Annotated in this window: 1 protein-coding gene; it reads right to left on the minus strand. The window is 65.2% G+C overall.

Annotation, left to right across the window (positions count from 1 at the left end):
• A partial coding sequence (locus tag I6F21_RS37730) for a bifunctional ornithine acetyltransferase/N-acetylglutamate synthase (RefSeq protein WP_225184385.1) occupies positions 1-452 on the minus strand: 452 nt, incomplete at its 3' end.
• Between the last annotated feature and the right edge of the window lie 14 nt (positions 453-466).

Below are 466 nucleotides of genomic sequence, written 5' to 3' on the forward strand. Positions count from 1 at the left end.
GCGTAAGCGATCAAGCGGCACTCCTCGACGTTGCGGCCGCCCTCGACCTGGATGGTCATGAACTTCGTTGCGCCCTCGCCGTCGCGCACGATCTTCTGCGCCAGCTCTTGTGCGAGGCCCGTCAGCGCATCGCGCAGCGCGGCGTAGTCGGGGTGCGATTCGGAATCGATGCGCGGCGTACCGGCCCGGCCCGTCGCGATGACGACGAACGAGTCGTTGGTGGAGGTATCGCCATCGACCGTCACGCTGTTGAACGAATGATCGGCGGCATGGCGCACCAGCCCTTGAAGCACCGCGTCATCCACATTGGCATCGGTCGCGATGAAGCCGAGCATCGTCGCCATGTTCGGACGGATCATGCCCGCACCCTTGCTGATGCCCGACATGCGCACGGTCTTGCCCGACAACGTGCACGTGGCCGACGCTGCCTTGGGTACGGTGTCGGTAGTCATGATGGCCTCGGCGG

The organism is Bradyrhizobium sp. NBAIM03, from assembly GCF_020194055.1.
Classification (GTDB): Bacteria; Pseudomonadota; Alphaproteobacteria; order Rhizobiales; family Xanthobacteraceae; genus Bradyrhizobium; species Bradyrhizobium yuanmingense.